Here is a 19,129-nt window from a genome sequence, read left to right on the forward strand (position 1 = left end):
TAAATATAATCATAAGATAAACTTACCTTACGTGAGGCAAAACTCTCCAGCTCCAAAAACAAAGGGCGCCGCAAGGGCGCCCTTCGATCTTCAGCTGATAGCGGCAGGGATCAGACGTAGCGGTTGACCACGTTTTCCAGGAATTCCTGCTTGCCCGAGCGCGGCTTCGGATTAACGCCGTGGTTCAGCACATAGGCCTCCAGTGCCTCCAGCGACGAGCCACCCGAAAGGACGTTCTTCGCTTCCGGGGACTGCCAGCCGGCATAACGATCCGCGAGCGGGCCGGACAGGGCCTTGTCCTCGATCATCTTCGCCGCGGCCTTCACGCCGCGCGCGCAGCAATCCATGCCGCCGATGTGACCGATCAGCAGGTCTTCCGGATCGATCGACTGGCGGCGCAGCTTCGCATCGAAGTTCGTACCGCCCGTGGTGAAGCCACCGCCGGAAAGAACCTGATAGAAGGCCAGCGCCATTTCCGGCACGTTGTTGGGGAACTGATCGGTATCCCAGCCGGACTGGTAATCGTTGCGGTTCATGTCGATGGAACCGAAGATGCCGAGCGCATTGGCCAGCGCCAACTCGTGCTCGAAGGAATGGCCGGCCAGGATCGCATGGCCCTGCTCGATATTGACCTTCACCTCGTTTTCCAGGCCGTACTTCTTGAGGAAGCCGAAGACCGTTGCGACGTCATAGTCGTACTGGTGCTTGGTCGGTTCCTGCGGCTTGGGCTCGATCAGGATCGCGCCCTTGAAGCCGATCTTGTGCTTGTATTCAACAACCATGTTGACGAAGCGGCCGAGCTGGTCGAGCTCCTGGCCGAGATTGGTGTTGAGCAGCGTCTCGTAGCCCTCGCGGCCACCCCACAGCACGTAGTTGTCGCCGCCGAGGCGGTGCGTGGCGTCCATGCAGGTCTTCACCGTCGCGGCGGCAAAGGCAAAGACGTCGGGATCGGGATTGGTCGCCGCACCGCCCATATAGCGGCGGTTGGAGAAGAGGTTCGCCGTGCCCCAGAGCAGCTTCACGCCGGTGTCTGCCTGCTTCTTGGCGAAATAGTCGACGATCTCGTTGAGGTTCTTCGTGTTCTCGACGAAGTCCTTGCCCTCGGGGCGCACATCCGCGTCGTGGAAGCAGTAGAAGGGCACGCCGAGCAGCTGGAAGAATTCGAAGGCGACATCGGCCTTCAACTTCGCCGCCTGCATCGAGTCCTCGAACCACGGGCGCTCGAAGGTCTGGCCGCCGAAGGGATCGCCGCCCGGCCAGACGAAGGTGTGCCAATAGGCAACGGCAAAGCGCAGGTGATCTTCCATGCGTTTTCCCGCGACGATCTCGTCGGGATTGTAGTGGCGGAAGGCCAGCGGATTGGTGCTGTCGGGACCTTCATATTTGATCTTGGCGATATCGCCGAAAAAGCCGGTAGCCATGATGTCTCCTCTTGAAATGTTTTAAGGTCAGTAGGCGGCGCGGATGGCCGGATAGAGCCGGCGGTAGCGCTGATAGGCATCCTCATAGGCAGCGCCGAGCGCCGCCTCGGGATCGATGGTCTCGGCCGTTTTGGGTGCCGTGCAGACCGCGACGGGGTCGGCGCCGGTCGCCGCGATGAGGCCGAGGCGGGCGGCACCGAAAGCCGCGCCGAAATCGCCATCCGCCGGAAGATCGACGGGAAGGCCGAGCGCCGTGGCAATGGATTTCAGCCAGTAGCGCGAGCGCGAGCCACCACCGATCGCCGTGACGCGCGAAAGCCTGGTGCCGGCGGATTTCAGGGCTTCGAGGCTGTCGCGGATGGCGAAGGACACGCCCTCCAGCACGGCCTGGGTCAGCACCACGCGGCTGCTCTCATGGCCAAGCCCGAGGAACGCGCCGCGGATCGCGGCATCATTGTGCGGCGTGCGCTCGCCGGAGAGATAGGGCAGGAAAGTAATGCCGGAGGGCGCCTGCAGCGTCTCGCCCAGTTCTTTCGTCAGGTCGGCGGCGGAGGCGCCGGTGACGCGCGAATGCCAGTTCAGGGCATCGGTCGCGGAGAGAATGACGCCCATCTGGTGCCAGGTGGCGGGCAGTGCGTGGCAGAAGGCATGGACCGCACTTTCCGGGTTCGGCAGGTAGCTAGCATTGGCGGCAAACAGCACGCCCGACGTGCCGAGCGACACGAAAGCCGCACCCTCGCGCACCGTGCCCATGCCGCAGGCCGAGGCGGCATTGTCGCCCGCCCCGCCAGCCACGACGACGCCCTCGCCGAGGCCCCACCGAGCAGCAAGCTCAGAACGAAGTATGCCGGCGGCATCCGTGCCTTCAACCAGCCCCGGCATCTGGCGGTCTTCGAGATCCGTCGCAGCGAGAAGGTCGGCCGACCATTTGCGGGCACCGGTATCGAGCCAGGAGGTGCCGGCGGAATCCGACATTTCCGACAGATGCTCGCCGGTCAGCCAGACGCGCAAGAAGTCCTTCGGCAGCAGGACCCAGCGGACTTTCGCGAAGACATCCGGCTCGTTGTTCTTCACCCAGGAAAGTTTCGGCGCGGTAAAGCCGGGAAAGACGATGTTGCCGGTGATCTTGCGGAAGCGCGGATCGGCATCGAGGCTTGCCGCCTCGCGATGGCTGCGCGTGTCGTTCCACATGATGCAGGGACGCAGCACCTTGTCCTCGGCATCGAGCAGGGTCGCACCATGCATATGGCCGGAAAGACCGATGCCGCGCACCGCCGCAAGGGCTGCCGGATGGGCGGCGCGCAGGCCGGCAATCGCTTCTTCCGTCGCGCGGATCCAGTCGGCCGGGTCCTGTTCGGACCAGCCGGCATGCGGGCGCGCGGTGGCGACCTCCTTGCCGGTCGCCGAGCCGATGACATTCTGGTCGCCATCGATGAGCATGGCCTTGACGCCCGACGTGCCCAAGTCGATCCCGAGATACATGTGGCTCTCCTATTCCTCGTCCGGACCAGCCGGCGGAAGGTTGTCCTTGATGAAGATGTCGAGGCGGATGCGCTCCTGCGCGGCATTGACCGACAGGCCATCCGCCTTGGCGCGCAGCACGCGAATGGCGCTGCGCACCTCGTGGCCGGCATCCTGGTTGAGCACGGCGTCGATGACCCCGCTTTCAAGCGCGCCACGGGTCTCGCCGGTGAGCTCGTGCACGATCACGCAAAGACCCGTGCCGCGCACCGCGAGCGCCTTCAGCAGGCCACGGTTGCCGGCGCCGAGATTGTAGATGCCGGCGAGGTCGGGCACGGCCGCGAGGCAATCGGCGATCAGTTTGAAAGACAGGTCCGGATCGTCCTGGCCTTCGAGTACGGGCAGGATGGCGCGAGCGTTCGGCATGGCAGACATGGCAGCGAGAAAACCTTCGAGGCGCTCTCCATGGTCGCGCACGCGCATCGAGCCGGCGAGCACGGCCACCCGCCCCGGCCGATTACCGAGGAAACGGCCCATCAGGCTGCCGGCGGTGCGGCCGGCAGCAATGTTGTCGACACCGATGAAATGATCGCGGCCCGAGCCAGAGAGGTCGGAGACCAGGGTAACGACCGGAACGCCCGCCTCCCGCGCACGGTCGATCGCGGCAAAAACCTCGAGGGCATCGACAGCAACAGCGGCGATACCTGAAACGCCTTCGGCGATGGCTGCATCCATCGCGTCCGCCAGTGCTGCCGCATCGAAAGCCGGAACCGTCACGACGGACAGGCGGGTGCGCTCGATGGCGGAATGCAGGCCGGCGCGACGCACCTCCGCTTCCAGGCCGCGCATGAAGGGGTTGTCACCCTCGGGCAGAATGAAGACGAGCGGGTAGACACGGCTCTTCGCGAGGTTGGCCGCCGCGACATCGCGCACATAGCCGAGTGATGCGATCGCCGCCTCGACCTTGGCCTTGGTGACGCCGCGCACACCCGGCCGATCGTTCAAGACACGATCGACGGTGGCAAGGCTCACGCCCGCTTCCGCAGCAATGTCATGGACTGTGGGTCTCATCTCTCCTCCGTGCCGAGACCCTTAGAGGAATTTTTGATGTACGTAAATCAGAAATTTGCGGACGCCGTTTCCGGCATGGATTTTCTCAGCCGGAGAGGCGTTTGCTGAAGGCGTTTGTGAAGGTGATTTCGCCAGAAGTTTCATCGGCTTGCGCAAGCGCGACATCCAGAAAACCGTCCGTCACGCGCACCAGTGCGAAACCACCGAGGAAGGCGGCGACGGGCTTGAAGATGTCATGGCCCGCGCCGTTGTAGATCATCGGAGTCGGGTGCTCATGGCCATGGAAGATACCGATGACATTGTAGCCCTTGAGCACATCGAGCAGGGCCGCACGCTCCGCATCCGTCCACCAATGGGCAGGACCGGCCCCGTGCGGATCGAACGTCTTCGCCGTGGGATCCCAATGCTCGGTGGAGAACTGGTCCCAGCCATAGTGCTGGAACAGCACGACGGGGCGACCGTCGGCCGCGGCATCTGCAAGATCCTGCTTCAGCCAGGCAAGGCCGCTGATGGCATGTTTCGTGTCGTCGCCGCCGAAGCGCTGGAGCTGCACGAGATGCAGGCCGCCCCAGTCCCAGGAATAATTGTCGGAATCGATATCGTAATTTCCTGCCGGCACGGGCGCCTTGTAGAACACGGTGGAGCGATGATTCAGCTCGACATAGTCGCGCAGTTCGCGCCGGTACCAGTCGATATGCGGCGCGACGCCGTCCTGGTCGAGATCGTGATTGCCGAGGCCGTTATAGACGGGATAGTGCACGCGGTCGGGCCCTGTGCCCTGCTGGTAACGGCTGGCGAATTGCTGCAGCTGCCGCCCCTCCCCCGGCACCTTCACCTGCCCGCCGCCATCATCCGTCATGTCGCCGCCGAGCACGAGGCCGAGCGGCGGCGCAATCTGCGTGCCGGCACTGGCGAGACCCGATGGCTTGCCGCCGATCGCGACCGGCCAGGTGAGATCGCCGACCGAATTCAGCGCCGCCACATGCCGCAGCAGCGCCGCATCCGTCTTGCCCTCTGCCGCGCAGTTCGGGCTCAGGCTATCGGCCGAGACGAGGCAGGCATGCACGTCGCAGGAGAACAGGAAGGTCGCATCCGTCATGGGACGCGCGCCTTGCGCGATCGCCGAAAGCCGCGGCAAAGCGAATGACAGGCCGAGGCCACCCGCTCCGATAAGAAAATGGCGGCGCGCGGGACGGAAGGGCATGCGGACGCTCCGATGAAAAGAACAGAGGACCACATTCTGAATCAGGATGACGCCGAGGTACAGCGCCGCTTGAGGGGTGAGGGTGGACTTGCTACCAAAATGGTGACGGAGGCCCCCGATGAAACTCACCTATCACACGCTTGACGTCTTCACCCGGACCCGCTTCGGCGGCAATCCGCTGGCCGTGGTGCTCGATGCGGATCGCCTGACGGACGCAGAGATGCAGACCATCGCCCGCGAATTCAATTACTCCGAAACGACCTTCGTGCTGCGCCCGAAGAACGAGGCCCACACGGCCCACGTGCGCATCTTCACGCCAACCGTCGAAGTGCCCTTCGCCGGCCATCCCAATGTCGGCACGGCCTATGCATTGGCGCTGGCCGACGATGCGGCGGAGGAGTTCGTCTTCGAGGAGGCAGCCGGTCTCGTGCGGGCGAAAATCCTGCGGATCGATGGCGAGGTCGACGCGGTGCAATTGACCGCGCCGCAGCCGCTGAGCATCGGAAAAACCTTCACGCCGGCCAGCGTCGCGGCCTGCCTGTCGCTTGATGAGGCGGATATCGCGCTTGCCGCACACCAGCCCTGCATCGCCTCCGTCGGCCTCGGCTTCATCGTCGTGGAGATCGCGACACGCGATGCCCTGCGGCGTGCCAAGGCGGACATGGCGGCCTTCTCCGCCATCCTGCCGACGGACCATGCCGACGCGATCTATCTCTATTGCCGGGACCTGTCGGAGGAGGATGGCGTAGTGGATTTCACAGCCCGCATGTTCGCGCCCTTCGATGGCCTGCCGGAAGACCCGGCGACGGGAAGCGCCACGGCGGCGACCTGCGCGCTGATGACCAAACTGGCAGGCCGCGCCCCGCGCCGCTTCGCGGTGGCGCAGGGCATCGATATGGGGCGGCCGAGCCTGCTCGCCGTCGAGGTCGATGCCGATGGCACGGTACGCATCGGCGGCGCCTGCGTGCCCGTCATGAGTGGCACGATTAGCGTCTGATCAGTGGCCTCCGCCGCCGCCAACGGCCGCCTGCGGCTTGCGGATCGCCAGCGCGCAGACGACGAGCGTTGCAAACAAGCCTGTCAGCAGCAGGAAGATATCGATGAAGGAGAGGATGTAGGCCTGCTGCTGCACCATGCCGGCCATCTTCTTTATCGCGATCGTCGGCCCGTCGAGGCCATGGGCGGTGAAGTTTGCAGCCATATTGTTGAGCTGCTCGACTGCCTCGGGATTGCCCCACTGAACATGCTCGGACAGGCGCAGATAGTGTTCCTGCGTGCGCTGGGTGAGGATCGTGTTGATGACCGCCAGACCCACCGCACCGCCGAGGTTGCGCGTCAGATTGAAGAGGCCGGACGCGTTTCGGATTCGATCGGGCGGCAGCGTGCCGAGCGCCACGTTATTGATCGGCACCATGCAGATCATCAGCGAGACGCCGCGCAGGATCTGCGGCACCAGCAATTCGTAAAAATCCCAGTCGGCCGTCATCTGCGTCATCGACCATGTGCCGAGCGCGAAACCGCCGAAACCCATCATCATCATGACGCGCGGATCGAGTCTGGACGACATCATGCCGGCAATCGGCGCCGTCAGGAACATGGCGAGACCCGAAACGAACATGGTCTCGCCGATCATCAGTGAATCGTAGCCACGGATGCGGGCGAGATAGAGCGGGTAGAGATAGGTGAGGCCATAGAGACCGATGCCCATCACGAAGGAGAAGATCGAGCCGAAGGCGAAATTCCGGTTGGCGAAGGCACGCAGGTCCACAACGGGGAACGGCACCTTGAAGGCCCGCCAGAAGAACACGGTCGCGCCGATGACCACCGCGACGGAACCGAGCACGATATGCTCGTCGCTGAACCAGTCCTTGTTGTTGCCTTCTTCCAGCACGTATTCCAGCGAGCCGAGGAAGACCGCCATCGATATGAGGCCCCACCAGTCGAAACGCTTGATCAAATTGAACTCCGGCTTGTCGAAATCGATCAGATTGAAGGTCAGGACCGTAACGATGATGCCGGGGATGATGTTGACGAGGAACAGCCAGTGCCAGGAGAAGGCATGGCTGAGATAGCCGCCGACGGTCGGACCGATGGTCGGCGCCAGCGTCGCGACGAGGCCGATCATCGGTGAGACCACGGAGCGCTTGGAGGGCGGGAAGATGGTGAAGGCCGCCGCGAAGACGGAGGGGATCATGCCGCCGCCGATGAAGCCCTGGATGGCGCGGTAGACGATCATCTGGTCGATATTCGTCGCGGTCGCGGCAAGCGCGCTGGCCAGGGTGAAGCCTGCGGCGGAGAAGCTGAACAGGATACGCGTCGAGACGATCCGCGCCAGCGTGCCCGACAGCGGGATCATGATCACTTCGGCGATCAGATAGGAGGTCTGCACCCAGGCGATCTCGTCCGCGCCGGCGCCGAGGCCGGCCTGGATTTCCGAAAGCGAGGCGGAGACGATCTGGATATCGAGGATCGACATGAACATGCCGAAGACCATCGCGAAGAAGGCGATGACACGGCGGACGGGAACTTTGTCGGCCTGGACAGGCGCGGCTATCAAGCCACCTGCCGTCGGTTGAGCGGTCGCGGCCATGGCCCGCGTTCCTTTGCTGGAAGCATTGCAGCCAGGCAATGACGCCCGGCCGCGGGATGCAGTCAAAACGATCCGTCAGATATCTACTCGGCCTTGGCGGCCACCGCCGTGCCGTCCGGCGCCGTGCGGCTATCGACATCGACGACGACACTGAGGCCGGCACGCAGCTTGCCGGTATCGAGCACATCCTTGGGAAGGGCGATGCGAACCGGCACACGCTGCGTGACCTTGGTGAAGTTGCCCGTGGCGTTTTCCGCCGGCAGCAGCGAGAAGACCGAGCCGGAGGCCGGCGCGATGGACTCGACCGTGCCAAGGATATCGTCGTCCTCGTAGGCATCGACATGCAGGTGCACCTTCGAGCCGGGCACGAGATGCGCGATCTGCGTTTCCTTGAAGTTCGCCTCGATATAGAGGTCCTTCACCGGAACGAGCGCTGCAAGGCGTCCGCCGGCCGAAACGAGATCGCCGACCTGGACGGAAATATTGCCGACGACACCGTCATAGGGCGCCTTCAGCACGGTGAAGCCGAGATCGCGGACCGCCTTGTCGCGGGCGAGTTCCAGCGTGCGGATGCCGCTGTCTGATTCGGCGCGCTGCGCCTGAAGCACCGCGATGCTCGCCTTGGCGGAAACGATATTGGCATCCGCGCCGACGAGATTGGCCTTGGCCTGGTCGAGCGCAACCGTGGCGCTGTCGAGCGAGGCGGTCGTGCCCACTTCCTTTGCCGCCAGTTCCTTGGCGCGCCTTTCCGCGACCTGGGCGCCGCTCAGCGCCGCCTGGTAGGCGGTCTTCTGCGCCTCGGCCTGGGCAAGGCTTGCCTTGGCGCCGTCGATCTGCGCGTCGATGCGGTGAAGAGCAAGCTTCTGCGTGGCGATCTGGGCTTCCGCCTGCTCGCGGGCAAGCACGTAGTCGCCATCATCGAGCGTGACCAGCGGATCACCGGCCTTAACCGCTTGGTTGGCAACGACATTCACTGCCGCGACATAGCCAGAAACCTTCGGCGAGATGGAGGCGATGTCGCCTTCGATATAGGCGTCGTCCGTCGAGATCATGAAGCGGCCATGCGTCCACCACTGGTAGCCATACCAGCCGGCAGCGGAAAGCAGCGCCAGGCCGACGACCGGCAGCATGAAGCGGCGGCCACCCTTCTTCTTTTCGGGCTCGGATACGGCAGCGGCGGGCGCGGCCGCCTCGGCGGTCGTCGCCGGCTTTGCCTCTGACGTCTCAGCCTGGAAATCGTCGTTGACCGGGCGAACCTTCGCCGTGCCGGCACCATGGGAAGTCGACATGCGCATGCCACCATTCTCTGGGGTAGAATTGAACTGAACCGTTCGGTTCGATTTGACATAGACCTCTTTATCCCGCATATCAAGTGAAATCGAACCGCTCGGTTCGAAATAGTTCACATCAAGATATCAGGCTCGGAAAGGCAGATGGACATCATCGACGACAGATCGGCCGCTCCGCAGACGGGTCGCCGCGTGGCGGGAGAAGACCCCGCCAAGCGCGAGCAGATCCTAGACGGAGCCAAGCGCGTGTTCATGGAGCAAGGCTTCGAAGCCGCCAGCATGAACGACATCACGCGCGCCGCCGGCGTCTCGAAAGGCACGATCTACGTCTACTTCGAGAACAAAGAGGATCTGTTCGGCGACATGATCGAGCGCGAGCGTCGCCGGATTACCGAGACGATCCGTCATGCGCTCGACGGCGGCCAGCCGCTTGACCAGGCACTCAGGGAATTCGGCATGCTGTTTGCCGCGCATATGACGGCCGACCACACGATTCGCGCCATGCGCATGGTGATTGCCGCCAACCACCGCCTGCCATCGCTCTGTAGCCGTTTTTTCTCCACATCGTCGATCAACCCGGTTTCGGTGTTGCAGGACTATCTCGACCGGCAGGTCGCAGCCGGGATTCTTGCCTGCGACGACACCACGCATGCCGCCAAGCAGTTCATCGAACTCACGACCGTCGGCCTCTTCAAGCCACGCATCTTCGGCGCAATGGAAGAGGTGCCGGCCACAGCGGTGATAGAGAAGAACGTGACCTCGGCGATCCGCCTCTTCCTTGCGGCATACGGCGCAAAATAGACGCGCAACCAAGATCAAGTGACGGGCCTTGAAGGGCGCCATAAGATGGCTGTCCATGAGGAGCGACCGAGACCATGCACCCCGTTGCGAAAGCGATCTGGTTCATCGAAAGCCATTTTGGCCGGGCCATCGCGCTCTCCGAAATCGCAGCCGTGGCCGGCATGTCACGGCATCACCTGTCCCGGCGCTTCAGCCAGATGACCGGGCAGAATCTCAACCGCTATCTGCGCGCGCGCCGTCTTTCGGAGGCTGCCCGCCAGCTTGCCGGCGGAGCGGAGAACATCCTGACCGTCGCGCTCGATGCCGGCTACGGCTCCCATGAGGCATTCACCCGCGCCTTCCGCGAGGAATTCGGCCTGACACCCGAAACCCTTCGCGCACGGCGCGATCTCTCCGGCCTCACCCTTCAGGAGCCCATCCGCATGTCGACCACCGAGAAAAACAGCCTGCCATCGCCGCGCATCGAAACGCTCGACGCCTTCACCATCGTGGGCCTCGGCGCGACCTTCGAACCCGGCAAGACCGCCGGCATTCCGGCGCTGTGGCAGAAATTCAACGCCTATTTCGGCCATATCCCGGGGCAGACAGACAAGACCGCCTACGGGTTTTGCACCATGCAACAAGGCCAGCCAGGCTTCCGCTACGTCGCCGGCGCAAGAGTAGGCAAGGGCAGCGACGTGCCGGCCGAACTCGAAACCATCCACGTACCGGCACAGACCTGGGCCATGTTCCAGCATCATGGACACGTCAACGGCATAGCCGCGACGGTGGATGCCGCCTTCCGCACCTGGCTGCCGGTCTCAGGCCGCGCGGTCGGCGCGTTTCCCGACGTGCTGGAATTCTACGGTGCGGATTTCGACCCGGAAACCGGGCTCGGCCGCATCGAAATCTGGTTGCCGCTCACCGATCAGATGACGAAATCGTGATATTGGCGGGAACGGCGGCCGGCCGGCTTGCCAGCGGTTGAATTCTGCATACATACGGAAGTCCATTCTCAAACCGTAAATTAGGAGAGGAAGACCGGATGGACAGCATTCTTGCGCTCATGCAAGACCCGGCCGCCTGGATTGCACTTGTCACGCTCGTCGTGATGGAAGTCGTTCTCGGTATCGACAACCTTATCTTCATTTCGATCCTGACGAACAAGCTGCCACCCGAGCATCGTGAACGGGCCCGTCGCATCGGCATCGGTCTTGCACTCGTCATGCGCCTTGCGCTTCTCGGCACCATCGCATGGATCGTCCAGCTCACCACGCCGGTCTTCGAACTGTTCGGTCACGGCTATTCGTGGAAGGACATGATCCTGATCGCCGGCGGCCTCTTCCTCGTCTGGAAGGCCACCAAGGAAATCCACCACAATGTCGATCCTGTCGATCACAAGGAAGACATGGTCGGCGGCCCGGTGACGACGACCTTTGCCGCCGCGATCGGCCAGATCCTGCTGCTCGATCTGGTGTTCTCGGTCGACAGCATCATCACCGCCGTCGGCATGACGCCTCACCTGCCGATCATGGTGGTTGCCGTCGTCGTCGCCGTTACCGTCATGCTGGTCGCGGCCACGCCGCTTGCCAACTTCATCGAGCGCAACCCGACGATCGTCATGCTGGCGCTCGCCTTCCTCCTGATGATCGGCACGACGCTGATCGCCGAAGGCATGGGTTTCCATGTTCCGAAGGGCTACGTCTACGCCGCCATGGCTTTCTCCGCCGTCGTGGAATTTCTCAACATGATCTCGCGCAACGCGCGGCAAAAGAAAAAGTCGAGCGGACACTGAGACAAACGAAAGGGCCGGCGATCCGCCGGCCCTTTCTCTTTCGTCGCTTTCCGTCTCCGGACCTTGTCAGAACGTGCGCTCGAAGCGCAGATAGCCGCCCCAGGCATCGGCATCCGGGATGTCGAAATTGTCGCGATAGGCAAGCTCGGGCGTGACGGTGAAGCCATCGACGATGGTGACAGGAAGGTCGGCGACGAAAGCGAAATTCTCGTCCTCGTCATAGGCGGCCTGCGTATAGAAGGCGAGCTTCTCCGTGACCTGGAAGTTGGCTCCAGCCCAGACAGCCCAATCACCGTTCCATTGGGCATAATAATTGTTGGTGTCCGTATTGCCGACGCCGGTGCCGGCCGGGTCGTTGGTGCTGTAGCCGGCCATGGCGAAGACGGACACCTTGTCACTCAGTGTCAGGTCAAACCGCAGCTTCGCCGCCCCCTCCTCCGCAACCGCGTCGTAAGCCGCGATAAAGGTGATCGCCCCCCAATCCTTGGTGAGCGACGCACCGGCGACGATGTTCGGGATATAGTCCGAGTCGATGGCACCGTCCCCGGGAAGCTCGAGACCACCCGCAGCCGAGAAGCCGTTTTCCCCGGTATGGGTATAGACGATCTGGCTGGTTTCGAAGGGGCCGTAGGGAACGCCGAGATCGTCGCTGATCACATAGCCGGCATAGGCCGGGAAGGTGGAAAACAGCGAGTCGTTCACGCCAACGCGGAAACCGCCGAGCTCGATATAGGCAAATTCGACCTCGACATAGTGGTAGCTGTCGGTCGCATCCTGATCGTAGTTGAAATGCAGCCGCGTATAGCCGCGCAGCGCGCCGTATTCGGTGTCCGTTCGTGCGTCGACGTCCAGCGCAAAACGGGCCTGCTCGTAGCGCGTGTCTCCCCGCCCGTCGCCCGTATCGGCAATGCCGTCGCCATCCGTGTCGATATCATCGGGCGCGTCCGCGCCGAATCCGTAGTCGGGCATATTGCCCACACCGATATCAAAACGCACATAGCCGCCGATCTTCAGGCACGTCTCCGTGCCGGGAATGTAGAAAAAGCCGCTGCCATAGGCGTCGCACACCCGGACATACTCCATCGGCTCCGGCTCGGCCGCGACAATGGCGTCGGCGGCAAGCGCGGAACCGGATATCGCACACACCGCCGCCGTTCCAAGAAGCGGCGAAATTCTCCTCCTGATCGTTGAAAACGTGCTTGCCCTGCCTGCTCTTTTCGTCATGGTAAGCCCCCGAACCATTAACTGAACATTCATTCAAAACTATGGCACATAATTATTGAAAGACAATATCTTGGGATGGTTCAAAATGTCAGGCTTGCGCGGAGCTTGTATCGTCGACGTGGAGGTAATGGGGACGAAGACGGGCCGGACGGGTGGGGAGCTCGCCTGCCATTTCGTTGGCCACGGGGAGAAACCGGAAAAATCCCTGCGTTCTCCATCTCCGTCATGTCCGGTTGACACGGCCCGTCTTCCCTTGGCAAACCTTCGGGCGGAGGGATTGTTCCGCAAAAGACATTGAGAAGGCTCCGCCGCCTGGCGTCGGAACCGAATGCCCTTTGCGGAATTCCTGCCGAGACCAGTCCCGCCGCACGGACCCCGACATGACCCTTGAGCAGACCTTCGCCTTCGTCGTCATCGCGCTCATGATGGCGGCGTTCATATGGGGAAGGTTCCGCTACGATCTCGTCGCCTGCTGTTCGCTTCTTTTGGCGCTGGCGCTCGGTATCGTACCCTTCGACAAGGCTTTCTCCGGCTTTTCCGACGATATCGTCATCATCGTCGCGAGCGCCCTGATGGTCAGCGCCGCTGTGGCGCGCTCCGGCATCGTCAACCTGGTGGTAAAGCGCTTCTTTCCCAACCTCATCTCGAAACAGAGCCAGCTCGCGCTGCTGCTCGTCTCGGTCGCGGTGCTCTCGGCCTTCATCAAGAATATCGGCGCGCTCGCCATCATGATGCCGCTCGCCTTCCAGTTTGCGAAAAAATCGGGCACGCCCGCCTCGAAGTTCCTGATGCCCATGGCCTTTGCCGCTCTGCTCGGCGGCCTGATGACGCAGATCGGCACCTCGCCGAACATCGTTGTCTCGCGCCTGCGCCAGGAGATCACCGGCGAGAGCTTCACCATGTTCGACTTCACGCCCGTCGGGGCGGTACTGACGGTCTGCGGCATCCTCTTCATGCTGTTTTTCAACCGCATCGTGCCGGAGCGGGAAAACAGCAATGCGAGCATCGAGGAATCGCTGGAAGCGTCCGCCTACTCCTCCGATGCGACGGTGGAGGAAGGCTCGCCCTCCGTCGGAAAATCGCTGAACGAAATCCTGCGCAACGGCGACGGCGATGTCATCGCCACCGCCATCATTCGCGGCCATGTGCACCTCGCACCCTTGCCCGACGTGAGGCTCGTCGCCGGCGACACGATCCTGATGGAGGGCACGGCGAGCGCCCTCGACAAGGTCGTCTCCGCCGCCGGCTTGACGCTTTCCGGCAAGCCGATTCAATCCGGGCGCGGCGAAGCCGATGAAATCAGCGCCATCGAAGTGGTCGTCGGCAACGAATCCCGCCTGATCGACATCTCGGCCCGCTCCATCGCGCTTTTCCATTCCTACGGCATCAATCTGCTCGCCGTCAGCCGCCAGGGCCAGCGCCTGCGCGAAAAGCTCTCCGCCGTGCGGCTGCGGCCCGGCGATGTGATCGTCATCCAGGGCAACAACCGGGCGCTGCCGACCCTTCTGCCGGAACTCGGCCTGCTGCCGCTGGCGCAGCGTGAAATCCTGCTCGGCTCGCCGCGCAAGGCGATCATTCCCGTACTGATCCTGATTGCCGCCATGGCCTCGACAGCGCTCGGCCTCGTCCCCGTCGCGACCGGCTTCTTCGCCGCCGCCGTCGCCATGGTGCTGTTCCGCGCCGTGCCGCTGCGCGAGGCCTATGGCGCACTCGACGGGCCGATCCTCGTGATGCTCGCCGCCCTCATTCCGGTGTCCGACAGCCTGCGCACGACAGGCGCGAGCGAGCTCATCGCCGGCTGGCTCGGTACCGTCGCCGTGCACCTGCCGCCCTTCGGCGCGCTCGCCCTCATCCTGCTGACGGCGATGGCCGTGACGCCCTTCCTCAACAATGCCGCCACCGTGCTCGTCATGGCGCCGATTGCCGCGAGTTTCGCAGGCGCGCTGCACTACAAACCCGAGGCCTTCCTGATGGCGGTGGCGATCGGCGCGGGCTGCGACTTCCTCACCCCCGTCGGCCACCAGTGCAACACACTCGTCATGGGCCCCGGCGGCTACAAATTCGCCGACTATCCGCGCGTCGGCCTACCGCTATCCTTCCTCATCGTGCTCGTCAGCATTCCTGCCCTGCTCCTCGTCTGGCCGCTTCAATAACGCCTTTGAGTTTTTCTTGACGCGCCGGGCTGAATATGGTCTCAACCAGCCCAACGGAAAGCCCTTTCCGCCGTATAAAACGGCACAAAACCGGGCTCTTCCTCCCATAAGTCAAGACGGGCCCCATCATGAGCACTTCCGGAACCGCATCCGGCGTTCGCGTACGCATCGCACCCTCCCCGACCGGCGAACCCCACGTCGGCACCGCCTATATCGCGCTGTTCAACTATCTGTTCGCCAAGAAGAACAACGGCACCTTCATCCTGCGCATCGAGGATACGGACGCCACGCGCTCGACGCCGGAATTCGAACAGAAGGTGCTGGACGCGCTGAAATGGTGCGGCCTGGAATGGTCAGAAGGTCCCGATATCGGCGGCCCCTACGGTCCCTATCGCCAGTCCGACCGCAAGGACATCTATCGCCCCTATGTCGACAAGATCGTCGCCAACGGCCACGGCTTCAAGTGTTTCTGCACGCCCGAGCGGCTGGAGCAGATGCGCGAGGGCCAGCGCGCCGCCGGTAAACCGCCGAAATATGACGGCCTCTGCCTGCATCTTTCGGCAGAAGAAGTAACGAAGCGCGTCGAGGCCGGCGAGCCGCATGTCGTGCGCATGAAGATCCCGACCGAGGGCTCCTGCAAGTTCGTCGATGGCGTCTACGGCCCGGTCGAGATTCCGTGGGACGCGGTGGACATGCAGGTCCTGCTCAAGGCCGACGGCATGCCGACCTATCACATGGCCAATGTGGTCGACGACCACATGATGAAGATCACCCATGTGGCGCGCGGCGAGGAGTGGCTGGCCTCGGTGCCGAAGCACATCCTGATCTATCAATATCTCGGTCTCGAGCCGCCGGTCTTCATGCACCTGTCGCTGATGCGCAATCACGACAAGTCGAAGCTGTCGAAGCGCAAGAACCCGACCTCGATCTCCTATTACTCGGCGCTCGGCTACCTGCCGGAAGCCCTGATGAATTTCCTCGGCCTGTTCTTCATCCAGATCGCCGAGGGCGAAGAGCTCTTGACCATGGAGCAGCTCGCCGAAAAGTTCGATCCGGAGAACCTCTCCAAGGCCGGCGCCATCTTCGACATCCAGAAGCTCGACTGGCTGAACGGCCGCTGGCTGCGCGAGCAGCTGACCGAGGAGCAGTTCACCCAGCGCGTGCTGGAATGGGCGATGGAGAACGATCGCATCCGCCAGGGCCTCAAGCTCTCGCAGTCGCGCATCTCCAAGCTCGGCGAACTGCCCGATCTCGCCGGCTTCCTGCTGAAGTCGGATCTCGGCCTGACGCCGGAAGCCTTCGCCAAGGTGAAATCCACGCCGGAAGAAATCCTCGAAGTGCTGAACCAGGTGCAGCCGGACCTCGAAAAGATGCCGGAATGGACCGTCGAGAGCATCGAGGCGGAACTGCGCGCCAGCGCCGACCGGCTCGGCAAGAAGCTCAAGGTCGTGGTGGCCCCGCTCTTCGTCGCCGTCTCCGGCTCGTCGCGCTCGCTGCCGCTCTTCGACTCGATGGCCATCCTCGGCCGCTCCGTCGTGCGCCAGCGCCTGAAGGTCGCCGCACAGGTGGTGGCTTCGATGGTCGGTAGCGGAAAGTAAGGACTGAAAAGAATGAACGACAAGACAGAAACCGCCCTTTCCTCCGACCCGACGGAAGTCCGCCGCCAGAAGCTCGGCCAGCTGCGCGAGACGATCGGCGACGTGTATCCGGCGCATTTCCACCGCACGATGACCAATGCGGAGCTGGCGGCGAAATACGAGACGCTGGAACTCGACACGGAGAGCGGCGACGTCGTGACCGTTGCCGGCCGCGTTTATTCCTCGCGCAACTCGGGCATGTTCATGGATATCCATGACGCCTCGGGCAAGATCCAGATCTTTTCGCACAAGGACACCACGCCGGAAGAGGCGCGCGCGCTGCTGCCGATGATCGATATCGGCGACATCATCGGCGTGACCGGCGTCGTGCGCCGTACCAAGCGTGGCGAGCTGACGATCAACGCACAAGAGATCGTCATGCTGACCAAGTCGCTTCTGCCCATGCCGGAGAAGTGGAACGGCATTGCCGACGTGGAGATCCGCTATCGCAAGCGGCACCTCGACATCATGAGCAACGAGGAATCGAAGCTGCGGTTCCAGCAACGTTCGAAGATCGTTTCGGGCATCCGCCGCTTCATGGAAAACGACGGCTTCATGGAAGTCGAAACGCCGATGCTGCACTCCGTCTATGGCGGTGCGACGGCTGAACCCTTCAAGACGCATCACAACACGCTGAAGCTCGACATGTACCTGCGCATCGCGCCGGAACTGTTTTTGAAGCGCACGCTGGTCTCCGGCCTCACCGACAAGGTGTTCGAGATCAACCGCAACTTCCGCAATGAGGGCGTGTCGACAAGGCACAATCCCGAATTCACCATGATGGAGTGCTACTGGGCCTATGCCGACTACGAGGACATCATGGACCTCGTGGAACGCCTGTTCGCCGAGCTTGCCGTAAAAATCCACGGCTCGACCGAGTTCGCCTATGGCGACAAGGAAATCTCCTTCAAGGGTCCGTTCAAGCGCGTGCCGATGCCTGACGCCGTCAAGGAAGCGACCGGCATCGATTTCCTCGCCATCAAGACCGACGAGGAAGCCCGCGCCGCCGCCAAGGCTGCCGGCTTCGAAGTCGAGAAGGACTGGACCTGGGGCGAATGCCTTGCCTTCATCTTCGAGGAGAAGGTCGAGGGCACGCTGATCCAGCCGAGCCACGTCACGCATTTCCCGAAGGACATCTCGCCCTTCGCCAAGGAAGTGCCGGGCGAACCGCGCCTCGTCGAGCGTTTCGAGACCTATTGCAATACCTGGGAACTCGGGAACGCCTTCTCCGAGCTCAACGATCCGGAAGAGCAGCGCGCCCGCATGGTCGAGCAGCTCGAACAGGCGCATGCCCGCGGTGAAAAGTCCAAGCAGCTCGACGACGAATTCCTTGACGCCATCGACCAGGGCATGCCGCCCGCCGGCGGCCTCGGCATCGGCGTCGACCGCCTGATCATGCTGCTCACCAACGCCCCATCGATCCGCGACGTCATCCTCTTCCCGGCACGCCGGGCGAAGGCCGACTGAGGTCAGCGAGACACGCAAACATTGGTGCCGCCACTTCGGTGAAACGAACTGGCGGCATTTTTTTGTTTTGGGTTTGTGATCTTTAAAGGGGCGTTCGCCGCACAGACGCGCCGCGGCCTAAGCGCAAGCGTCAGTGCTCGCTCGCAGCGACCTCATGCGAACCGCCTTCAGCCGCTTGCGCATGTTCGCCGCCTTCGGCAGGCGCCTCATGCCCACCTTCCGCAGCCTCGCCGTGCCCACCCTCGGCTGCCTCGCCATGGCCACCTTCCGCCTTGGCTTCACCGTGGCCGGCGCTTTCGCCATGCCCGCCCTCTTCAGCAACGGCATTGGGATCGACACAATCTTCACGGTCTTTCATCGCGGTCACGATGGTCTTGATCTCGTCCAGCGAGAGTTCCTTGCGCTCTCCGTAGAAATCACCGTTTTCGGCCGGTTTGCCGTCGGTATAACGCGCGACGAACGGCGCCGTCATGCCGGGAATGGCGGAGGGATTGCGGGCGAAAAGCACTTCGGCACCGATCGCGCGGCCGCGCATGTCGGCACGATTTGCCGGGCCCGCGGCATCAAGCAGAATGACCTGGTAGAGATCGGCTTCCTCGTGATTGGACACCGCACCGGCGACACGCAACGCCGTCTTGATGCGCACGTCCGCCTCCTTGGCTTCCGAACGCACATATTTGCGCAACCAGTGCTGCCCGTTTCGGTCGAGGCGCACCGTCGTGACGACCGTGCAGGCTGCGCCGGACACCTGCTCTGCCGGGGGGCCAAGCAGCGCCTCGCGCCCGACGATGATGGCCGCGGCACCGGAAGCACCGGTCAGCACCATGACGCCGGCAAGGATGATCAGAAGCTTCCGGGACAGGCGGAACGAGGTCGGGAGCAGCTTCACGGGCGGTGACTTCTCTTAAAACGCAGGAACACGAACACGCCGAGAGCGCGCGAACTTTGCGCACTCTACAGGCAATCGCGTTTCGGAAGTTTTAAACGGCTGCGTCCGATTTCGAGACAGTTTTTGCGAATGATTTGCAATAGCGTTG

The 19,129-nt window shown here is 62.9% G+C and carries 15 protein-coding genes; 7 read left to right on the forward strand and 8 right to left on the reverse strand.

Going from position 1 to position 19,129, the window contains the following annotated elements:
• Positions 1 to 110 precede the first annotated feature (110 nt).
• The 4 genes from xylA to MUU55_RS20005 form a co-directional block, all read right to left on the reverse strand.
• On the reverse strand, positions 111 to 1,421 hold the full coding sequence (gene xylA / locus MUU55_RS19990; RefSeq protein WP_244762522.1) for a xylose isomerase: 1,311 nt from the start codon (positions 1,419 to 1,421) through the stop codon (positions 111 to 113).
• A gap of 27 nt (positions 1,422 to 1,448) precedes the next feature.
• Entirely contained in the window at positions 1,449 to 2,903 is a 1,455-nt protein-coding gene (gene xylB, locus MUU55_RS19995) for a xylulokinase (protein ID WP_244762523.1), read from the reverse strand.
• A 9-nt stretch (positions 2,904 to 2,912) separates the two neighbouring features.
• Complete coding sequence (locus MUU55_RS20000; RefSeq protein ID WP_244762524.1) at positions 2,913 to 3,953, reverse strand: LacI family DNA-binding transcriptional regulator; 1,041 nt, start codon at positions 3,951 to 3,953, stop codon at positions 2,913 to 2,915.
• A gap of 85 nt (positions 3,954 to 4,038) precedes the next feature.
• Entirely contained in the window at positions 4,039 to 5,157 is a 1,119-nt protein-coding gene (locus tag MUU55_RS20005; protein WP_244762525.1) for a metallophosphoesterase, read from the reverse strand.
• 118 nt (positions 5,158 to 5,275) lie between these two features.
• Here MUU55_RS20005 and MUU55_RS20010 point away from each other — a divergent pair, with 118 nt between their 5' ends.
• Positions 5,276 to 6,154, forward strand: coding sequence for a PhzF family phenazine biosynthesis protein (locus MUU55_RS20010; RefSeq protein WP_244762526.1), 879 nt, complete (start codon positions 5,276 to 5,278; stop codon positions 6,152 to 6,154).
• Here the strand turns inward: MUU55_RS20010 and MUU55_RS20015 are convergent, their stop codons facing one another.
• Entirely contained in the window at positions 6,155 to 7,747 is a 1,593-nt protein-coding gene (locus tag MUU55_RS20015; RefSeq protein WP_244762527.1) for a DHA2 family efflux MFS transporter permease subunit, read from the reverse strand.
• An 83-nt stretch (positions 7,748 to 7,830) separates the two neighbouring features.
• Complete coding sequence (locus MUU55_RS20020) at positions 7,831 to 9,036, reverse strand: HlyD family secretion protein (protein ID WP_244762528.1); 1,206 nt, start codon at positions 9,034 to 9,036, stop codon at positions 7,831 to 7,833.
• A gap of 144 nt (positions 9,037 to 9,180) precedes the next feature.
• On the opposite strand from MUU55_RS20020, the gene MUU55_RS20025 reads away from it, so the two are divergent.
• The 3 genes from MUU55_RS20025 to MUU55_RS20035 all read left to right on the forward strand — a co-directional run bounded on the left by MUU55_RS20025 (position 9,181) and on the right by MUU55_RS20035 (position 11,611).
• Positions 9,181 to 9,837: a TetR/AcrR family transcriptional regulator gene (locus MUU55_RS20025; RefSeq protein ID WP_244762529.1), complete on the forward strand. Its 657-nt coding sequence runs from the start codon at positions 9,181 to 9,183 to the stop codon at positions 9,835 to 9,837.
• A gap of 74 nt (positions 9,838 to 9,911) precedes the next feature.
• Entirely contained in the window at positions 9,912 to 10,763 is an 852-nt protein-coding gene (locus MUU55_RS20030) for an AraC family transcriptional regulator (protein WP_244762530.1), read from the forward strand.
• 98 nt (positions 10,764 to 10,861) lie between these two features.
• A complete protein-coding gene (locus tag MUU55_RS20035; protein ID WP_244762531.1) occupies positions 10,862 to 11,611 on the forward strand; it encodes a TerC family protein in 750 nt (249 codons plus the stop codon).
• A 66-nt stretch (positions 11,612 to 11,677) separates the two neighbouring features.
• Here the strand turns inward: MUU55_RS20035 and MUU55_RS20040 are convergent, their stop codons facing one another.
• A complete protein-coding gene (locus MUU55_RS20040; protein WP_244762532.1) occupies positions 11,678 to 12,757 on the reverse strand; it encodes a porin in 1,080 nt (359 codons plus the stop codon).
• A gap of 458 nt (positions 12,758 to 13,215) precedes the next feature.
• On the opposite strand from MUU55_RS20040, the gene MUU55_RS20045 reads away from it, so the two are divergent.
• From MUU55_RS20045 to lysS, 3 genes are all read left to right on the forward strand, one after another.
• A complete protein-coding gene (locus tag MUU55_RS20045) occupies positions 13,216 to 14,988 on the forward strand; it encodes an SLC13 family permease (protein WP_244762533.1) in 1,773 nt (590 codons plus the stop codon).
• A gap of 128 nt (positions 14,989 to 15,116) precedes the next feature.
• Positions 15,117 to 16,586, forward strand: a complete 1,470-nt coding sequence (gene gltX / locus MUU55_RS20050) for a glutamate--tRNA ligase (protein WP_244762534.1) — start codon at positions 15,117 to 15,119, stop codon at positions 16,584 to 16,586.
• Positions 16,587 to 16,598: 12 nt separating this feature from the next.
• A complete protein-coding gene (gene lysS / locus MUU55_RS20055) occupies positions 16,599 to 18,092 on the forward strand; it encodes a lysine--tRNA ligase (protein ID WP_244762535.1) in 1,494 nt (497 codons plus the stop codon).
• 130 nt (positions 18,093 to 18,222) lie between these two features.
• On the opposite strand, the gene MUU55_RS20060 is transcribed toward lysS, so the two are convergent.
• Entirely contained in the window at positions 18,223 to 18,981 is a 759-nt protein-coding gene (locus tag MUU55_RS20060; RefSeq protein WP_244762536.1) for a hypothetical protein, read from the reverse strand.
• Between the last annotated feature and the right edge of the window lie 148 nt (positions 18,982 to 19,129).

Source organism: Shinella curvata (assembly GCF_022899935.1).
GTDB classification, from domain to species: Bacteria; Pseudomonadota; Alphaproteobacteria; order Rhizobiales; family Rhizobiaceae; genus Shinella; species Shinella curvata.

Excerpts from the sequence above, each read along its gene's own strand:
- xylA (WP_244762522.1), bottom strand. The coding sequence starts at position 1,421 with ATGGCTACCGGCTTTTTCGGCGATATCGCCAAGATCAAATATGAAGGT.
- xylB (WP_244762523.1), bottom strand. The coding sequence starts at position 2,903 with ATGTATCTCGGGATCGACTTGGGCACGTCGGGCGTCAAGGCCATGCTC.
- MUU55_RS20010 (WP_244762526.1), top strand. The coding sequence starts at position 5,276 with ATGAAACTCACCTATCACACGCTTGACGTCTTCACCCGGACCCGCTTC.
- MUU55_RS20045 (WP_244762533.1), top strand. The coding sequence starts at position 13,216 with ATGACCCTTGAGCAGACCTTCGCCTTCGTCGTCATCGCGCTCATGATG.
- MUU55_RS20030 (WP_244762530.1), top strand. The coding sequence starts at position 9,912 with ATGCACCCCGTTGCGAAAGCGATCTGGTTCATCGAAAGCCATTTTGGC.
- lysS (WP_244762535.1), top strand. The coding sequence starts at position 16,599 with ATGAACGACAAGACAGAAACCGCCCTTTCCTCCGACCCGACGGAAGTC.
- MUU55_RS20020 (WP_244762528.1), bottom strand. The coding sequence starts at position 9,036 with ATGTCGACTTCCCATGGTGCCGGCACGGCGAAGGTTCGCCCGGTCAAC.
- MUU55_RS20015 (WP_244762527.1), bottom strand. The coding sequence starts at position 7,747 with ATGGCCGCGACCGCTCAACCGACGGCAGGTGGCTTGATAGCCGCGCCT.
- MUU55_RS20035 (WP_244762531.1), top strand. The coding sequence starts at position 10,862 with ATGGACAGCATTCTTGCGCTCATGCAAGACCCGGCCGCCTGGATTGCA.
- MUU55_RS20000 (WP_244762524.1), bottom strand. The coding sequence starts at position 3,953 with ATGAGACCCACAGTCCATGACATTGCTGCGGAAGCGGGCGTGAGCCTT.
- gltX (WP_244762534.1), top strand. The coding sequence starts at position 15,117 with ATGAGCACTTCCGGAACCGCATCCGGCGTTCGCGTACGCATCGCACCC.
- MUU55_RS20005 (WP_244762525.1), bottom strand. The coding sequence starts at position 5,157 with ATGCCCTTCCGTCCCGCGCGCCGCCATTTTCTTATCGGAGCGGGTGGC.
- MUU55_RS20025 (WP_244762529.1), top strand. The coding sequence starts at position 9,181 with ATGGACATCATCGACGACAGATCGGCCGCTCCGCAGACGGGTCGCCGC.